The organism is Achromobacter sp. 1011811831 (assembly GCF_059760905.1).
In genome coordinates, this window is sequence record NZ_JCBANG010000162.1 from 1 (window position 1) to 6,077 (window position 6,077).

The 6,077-nt window shown below is 68.0% G+C and carries 6 protein-coding genes; 5 read left to right on the plus strand and 1 reads right to left on the minus strand.

Features of this window, described 5'->3' with window-relative positions; genetic code table 11:
* The first annotated feature begins 230 nt into the window (after window positions 1-230).
* The 5 genes from AC6LJ9_RS30070 (at window position 231) to AC6LJ9_RS30090 (ending at window position 5,515) form a co-directional block, all read left to right on the plus strand.
* Window positions 231-1,115: a UDP-2,3-diacylglucosamine diphosphatase gene (locus AC6LJ9_RS30070; RefSeq protein WP_212320363.1), complete on the plus strand. Its 885-nt coding sequence runs from the start codon at window positions 231-233 to the stop codon at window positions 1,113-1,115.
* Window positions 1,116-1,239: 124 nt separating this feature from the next.
* Window positions 1,240-2,913 (plus strand): acetate--CoA ligase, encoded by a 1,674-nt coding sequence (locus AC6LJ9_RS30075; RefSeq protein ID WP_212320365.1) that lies wholly within the window; start codon window positions 1,240-1,242, stop codon window positions 2,911-2,913.
* A gap of 51 nt (window positions 2,914-2,964) precedes the next feature.
* A complete protein-coding gene (locus AC6LJ9_RS30080; RefSeq protein WP_498150377.1) occupies window positions 2,965-3,486 on the plus strand; it encodes a gamma carbonic anhydrase family protein in 522 nt (173 codons plus the stop codon).
* A 114-nt stretch (window positions 3,487-3,600) separates the two neighbouring features.
* Window positions 3,601-4,530: an Hsp33 family molecular chaperone HslO gene (gene hslO / locus AC6LJ9_RS30085; RefSeq protein ID WP_498150378.1), complete on the plus strand. Its 930-nt coding sequence runs from the start codon at window positions 3,601-3,603 to the stop codon at window positions 4,528-4,530.
* A 286-nt stretch (window positions 4,531-4,816) separates the two neighbouring features.
* A complete protein-coding gene (locus AC6LJ9_RS30090; protein WP_498150379.1) occupies window positions 4,817-5,515 on the plus strand; it encodes a TadE/TadG family type IV pilus assembly protein in 699 nt (232 codons plus the stop codon).
* A gap of 78 nt (window positions 5,516-5,593) precedes the next feature.
* Here the strand turns inward: AC6LJ9_RS30090 and ftsB are convergent, their stop codons facing one another.
* Window positions 5,594-6,031, minus strand: a complete 438-nt coding sequence (gene ftsB, locus AC6LJ9_RS30095) for a cell division protein FtsB (protein WP_498150380.1) — start codon at window positions 6,029-6,031, stop codon at window positions 5,594-5,596.
* Window positions 6,032-6,077 lie beyond the last annotated feature (46 nt).

Consider the following 6,077-nt stretch of genomic DNA (forward strand, 5'->3'; position numbering starts at 1 on the left):
CATCCATAGACGTCAGGGCTAGGCGCAAACCGCAGTGATACCCGTAGGTATCACGAGGATTTGCAACGACGCCATGGCGGCTAGGGGTGGATTTCGTGCGGGCGTATCTGCGGGACAGCACACTAGGCCCGTTCCCGCGACAAATGTTGCAGCGCTCGCGTTGCAAGCGTCACAACACCGTCACGGATTTTTCATGGCGCCGTCATCGCCCGATGGTTTCATCTTGAGGCATGACGACAGCCCCCATGGAAGCAACCGTGAACGAAATCCGCCCCGCCCACTGGCGTGCTCTCTGGATTTCCGATATTCACCTGGGCACTGCCGGGTGCAAGGCGGAATTCCTGCTCGATTTCCTGGAGCACAACGATTCCGACACCCTTTATCTGGTGGGGGACATCGTCGACGGCTGGCAGCTGCGCAAGCACTGGCACTGGCCGCGCGCGCACAACGACGTGATCCAGCGCATCCTGCGCAAGGCCCGCAACGGCACCCGCGTGGTATTCATCCCCGGCAACCATGACGAATTCGCCCGCGAGTTCTGCGGTTTCGCCTTCGGCGACATCGAGATCCTGGACGAAGACGTGCACGTGACGGCCAAGGGCCTGCGTCTGCTGGTGCTGCATGGCGACCAGTTCGACGGCGTGATCCAGCACAGCCGCTGGCTGGCGCACCTGGGCGACGGGCTGTACCAGCTGGCGCTGTGGCTCAACCATCACTTCAACCGGCTGCGCCACCGCATGGGGCTGCACTACTGGTCGCTGTCCCAGTACCTGAAGCACAAGGTCAAGAACGCCGTGTCCTTCATCACCGACTTCGAGGAAGCGCTGGCCGGCGAGGCGCGCCGGCGCGGCCTGGACGGCGTGGTCTGCGGACACATCCACAAGGCCGAGCTGCGCGACGTGGGCGGCATCCTGTACTGCAACGACGGCGACTGGGTGGAAAGCCTGTCGGCGCTGGCCGAAACCCATGACGGCCAGCTGCAGCTGCTGGACTGGGCCGCCATCCAGGCCGAGCACCAGGCCGGGCGCCAGACCGATCCGTCCAGCCGCAAGCCGCGCTCGCTATCGCTGCCGGCCTTGCCGTCGGCGCTGCGCCGCCAGGGCAAACACCCGTGATAACCCTTATACGTCCCCGTTACGCAACGGGGATGTTGCAGTTCACGCCCCTCTAGGTCATGCTTGCAGTTGGGCAACGGGCGAGCGGCCCGTTCACGCTGCAACATGCTCACAACATAGGGCCATGAACGACCAATATCAGGCGCTCTACCAAACTTTCCGCTGGCTGGTGCCTACCCAGTTCAACATCGCGGAAGCGTGCTGCCACCGCTGGGCATCCAGCAGTCCGGATGCGCGGCGCATCGCCATCTACTACGAAGATGAAGCGGGCAATCGCGAGGTCTGGACCTATGCCCGCCTGGCAGAAGCCGCCAATCAGCTGGCCAATGGCCTGATCAAGATGGGCGTGAATCGCGGCGACCGGGTCGGTGTTGTATTAGGGCAACGGCCCGAAACCGTCGTGGCCCACATGGCGATCTACAGCGTCGGCGCGGTGGTGCTGCCCCTGTCGGCGCTGTTCGGCCCCGAGGCCCTGGAGACCCGGCTGCGCGACTCCGAAACCCGCGTCGCCATCGTCGACCATGCCTCCAGCGCCAATCTGCTGGCCGTCAGCGACCACTGCCCGGCCCTGCAACAGATCATCGGCATCGGTTTCGCCGACGAGCGCGTGCTGCCTTGGCGCAGCCTGCTGGCCCGCCAGCCTTCCGAATTCAAGCCCGTCCCGACCCGTTCATCGGACCCGGCCATCCTGCTCTATACCTCCGGCACCACCGGCGCGCCCAAGGGCGCCCTGCTGCCGCACAGCGCGCTGATCGGCAACCTGCCCGGCTTTGTCGCCTCGCAGGACTGGTTCCCCAAGGCCGCCGACGTCTTCTGGTCGCCGGCGGACTGGGCCTGGACCGGCGGCATGATGGACGCGCTGCTGCCCACCCTCTATTTCGGCCATCCCATCGTCGGCACCCGCGGCCGTTTCTCGGCCGAGCGCGCCTTCGAGCTGATGGAGCGCTACCAGGTCACCAACACCTTCCTGTTTCCGACCGCCCTGAAGATGATGATGAAGGCGGTGCCGGACCCGCGCAGCCACTATCAGCTGGCGCTGCGCGCCATCATGAGCGCCGGCGAAAGCGTGGGCGAGACGGTGTTCGGCTGGTGCGAGAAGGCGCTGGGCATCACGCCCAACGAGATGTTCGGCCAGACCGAGATGAACTATCTGGTGGGCAACAGCAACAAGCGCTGGCCTGCCAAGGCCGGCAGCATGGGCCGGCCCTACCCCGGCCACCGCGTGGCCGTGCTGGACGAGCACGGCGAGCCCGCCCCAACCGGCGAAGTCGGCGAAGTCGCGCTCAACCGGCTGGATATCCACGGCTATCCCGATCCGGTGCTGTTCCTGGGCTACTGGCGCAACGAGGCCGCCACGCAAGCCAAGTTCAAGGGCGACTGGTGCCTGACTGGCGACCTGGCCAGCATCGACGCCGACGGCTACCTCTGGTACGCCGGCCGCGCGGACGACGTGTTCAAGTCTGCCGGCTACCGCATCGGCCCGGGCGAGATCGAAAGCTGCCTGCTCGGCCATCCGGCCGTGGCCAACGCGGCCGTCGTGCCCAAGCCCGATCCCGAGCGTGGCGCCGTGGTGAAGGCCTATGTGGTGCTGACCCCCGAATTCGCCCAACGCGACCGCCAGGACATCATCGAGAACCTGCAGGAACACGTGCGTGAGCGCCTGGCGCCGTATGAGTACCCCAAGGAAATCGAGTTTGTCGACGAACTGCCCATGACCACCACCGGCAAGATCCTGCGCCGCCTGCTGCGCCAGCGCGAGGCGGATCGGGCCCTGGCGGCCGCCAAGGGCGCGGCCTAGCGCGGCCGCCTCGATTCCTGAACCCCGCGCCGTCTCCGGAGACTTCCTGGCATGCCGCTGTACCAGCTCGACGACCTGATCCCCCGCATCGATCCCTCGGCCTACGTGGCCGATAGCGCCGACATCATCGGCAACGTGACGCTGGAGGCCGGGGTCAGCATCTGGTCGCACGTCTCCATCCGGGGCGACAACGACGCCATCCTGATCCGCCGGGGCAGCAATATCCAGGAAGGCAGCGTGCTGCACGTGGACGACGGCTGTCCCATGGAGATCGGGCCGAACGTCACCGTGGGCCACCAGGCCATGCTGCACGGCTGTACCATCCACGAAGGCGCGCTGGTCGGCATGCAGGCCATCGTGCTGAACAACGCCGTGATCGGCCGCAATTGCCTGATCGGCGCCGGCGCCATCATTCCGGAAGACCGGGTCATTCCCGACAATTCGCTGGTCATCGGCATCGGCAAGATCGTCCGCGAACTGTCCCCCGAGGAAATCGCCGGACTGCACAAGAACACCGCTCACTACGTGGCGCGCGGCCAACACTACCGGACCGCGCTCAAGCGGATCGGCTGAGCCCCTTAGCCCGCCTCCGGCGCCCCTGAGGACGCCGGGATCCGCTCCCTGGAAGCCGTCCCGCCCCTGCCGCCGGCAGGGCCTTTCGGTTGCCCGATCGGCTAACATTCCAGCATGACCGATCAGCTCAAAAAATATCTCTTCGAAGACCGCAGCGTGCGCGTCCAGGCCGTGCGTCTGACCAACACCTGGAAGGCCGTCCGCGCCAATCACGAATACCCGCCCGCCATCACCCACCTGCTGGGCGAACTGGTGGCCGCGTCCACGCTGCTGGCCGCCAACATCAAGTTCGACGGCTCGCTGGTGCTGCAAATCCAGGGCGACGGCCCGATCGCGCTGCTGGTGGTGGAATGCCGCTCCGACCTGAGCCTGCGCGCCACCGTCAAGATGCGCGAAGGGCATGACGTGCCGGCCGATGGCGACATGCAAAGCCTGCTCAACCCCGGCGGCAACGGCCGCTTCATCGTCGTGCTGGATCCGCAGCGCAAGGCGCCCGGCCAGCAGGCCTACCAGGGCATCGTGCCGCTGGAAGGCGACACCGTGGCCGAGGCGCTGCAGCACTACATGAAGGCCTCCGAGCAGCTCGACACCCAGCTCTGGCTGGCCGCCGACGACGAGCACGCCGCCGGCCTGCTGATCCAGCGCCTGCCGGTGCATGGCGGCGAACAGGCGCCGCTGCTCAGCGAGCAGGCCGCCGCCGAGACCTGGGAACGCGCCGGCACGCTGGCCGCGACGCTCAAGCGCGACGAACTGCTGCAGGTCGAGATCGACACGCTGATCCATCGCCTGTACTGGGAAGAAACGCTGGTGGCGTTCGATCCCCTGCCGGTCAGCTGGCACTGTCCCTGCACCCGCGAGCGCGTGGCCAACATGCTGCGCTCGCTGGGCGAAGCCGAAGTGCAGGACATCGTGGCCGAGCACGGCCAGGTCGACGTGACCTGCGATTTCTGCGGCAAGCCGTATCGCTTCGACGCCGTGGACTGCGCCGCCCTGTTCACGCCGGCCACGCCCGCCGCCGACAACGAATCGCCCACCGTCCACTGAACGCCCGCGCCGGCCCGTCGCGGCCGGCCATTCCCGGCGTGATCATCGCGTCACGCCGGCTTGTCCCAATCGACAGGCGGTCATGCCCGCGCCAGACTGCGCAGCCATGACCGCCTTTTCTTTTTCCGCCGTTCGGCCGGCTCCGCCCGCGACACCAGGCGCGCCCGTCAGGCCTGCCAAGCCGGCCCGGCACGCTTGCCCGGCCTCGCCAAGCCTGCGCGCGCCGCCCCGCCCAGGCCGTCCGCAACACGGCACCGCGCTCCTGGAATTCACCCTGGCAGCCGCCGTGCTGCTGCCCGCCGCCCTGCTGGCCGCCGAAGCCGCAGCGTGGCAGACGGTGCGCCAGGCCGTCCAGCTGGCGCTGATGGAAGCGGCCCGCGCGGGCGCGGTGTCGCATGCCGCACCGACAACGATGAAAGCGGTTTTCGTCCAGGCGCTGCGACCACTACATGGCGGCGACGCGTCGCGGCAGGCGCACGCCCTGCGCGAGGCGGCGCTGTTGGCGGACACGCATCCGTGGCGCATCGAGGTGCTGCGCCCCGACGCCCGCGACTTCCGCCTGCACGCCAGGCCGGGGCTTCGAATCGCCCCGGCGCCGGGCCTGCCAGCCATCGACAACGACTACCAAGATTTGCAGCACGCGCGCCGCCCGCCGGGCCAGGCAACGGACATCTTCCAGGCCAATACGCTGTCCTTGCGGCTGACCTATCTGCACAAGCCGCTGTCCGCGCCGCTGCGGGCGCTGCTGGGCGCGCTGGCGCGCGGTGCGCAGACGCCGCCGGCCCACCCGGGCACGCCTTTCACCCGGGCCCTGACCGGCGACGACCCGCGCAGCTACGCCGGCCAGGCGCTGGCGCGCGGCCTGCTGCCGATCGTGGTGGAACTGGAAATGGAGATGCACTCGCATCCGGCCGATTGGTCGCGCTTGCGGCCATGGCCCGAGGGCATGGTGCCCGGAATATGCCGCAAACGCGATTGCGGTTGAAGGCGGGCCTCAGCGGACGGGATTACCCTGGCCGGAACCACTGGAAAGGAAGGAACCGGAACCGCTGCATGAACGGAATCAGTGCCGTGCGCCTGAGCTCGACTGGCCAGCGGGCCGGCCCGGCTGCGGGTTGTTGCTGGCGGCAGGTCTGGCGGATGAGCCCGTGCCGGCGCGTGCCGGCGTGGCGGCGGGCTTGGCGACCGCCTCGGTGGCCAGCGATGCGCCGCCTGCCGGCGGCGTGGCGTTCTGCGGCAGGATGTGCACGAAGACCTCGCCTTCCCGCATCATGCCCAGCTCGCCGCGCGCCCGTTCCTCGACGGCGCCGGAGCCCCCATCCAGGTCGTGCACTTCGGCTTCCAGCGCCGCATTGCGCGCGCGCAGGCCTTCGTTGGTCTCCTTCTGCGCCGCCACCTGGCGTTGCAGATCCCAGACCTTGAACCAGCCGCCCTTACCCATCCACAACGGGTATTGGATCAGGCCTAGCAGCACGAACAGCACCAGGAACAGCAGGCGCATACGCAGGAACCCTCAGCAGTCGTGTCATACGGCGGCGGCCTGGCGC

Coding starts and splice junctions, on each gene's coding strand:
- AC6LJ9_RS30070 (WP_212320363.1), top strand. CDS start 231: ATGACGACAGCCCCCATGGAAGCAACCGTGAACGAAATCCGCCCCGCC.
- AC6LJ9_RS30075 (WP_212320365.1), top strand. CDS start 1,240: ATGAACGACCAATATCAGGCGCTCTACCAAACTTTCCGCTGGCTGGTG.
- AC6LJ9_RS30080 (WP_498150377.1), top strand. CDS start 2,965: ATGCCGCTGTACCAGCTCGACGACCTGATCCCCCGCATCGATCCCTCG.
- hslO (WP_498150378.1), top strand. CDS start 3,601: ATGACCGATCAGCTCAAAAAATATCTCTTCGAAGACCGCAGCGTGCGC.
- ftsB (WP_498150380.1), bottom strand. CDS start 6,031: ATGCGCCTGCTGTTCCTGGTGCTGTTCGTGCTGCTAGGCCTGATCCAA.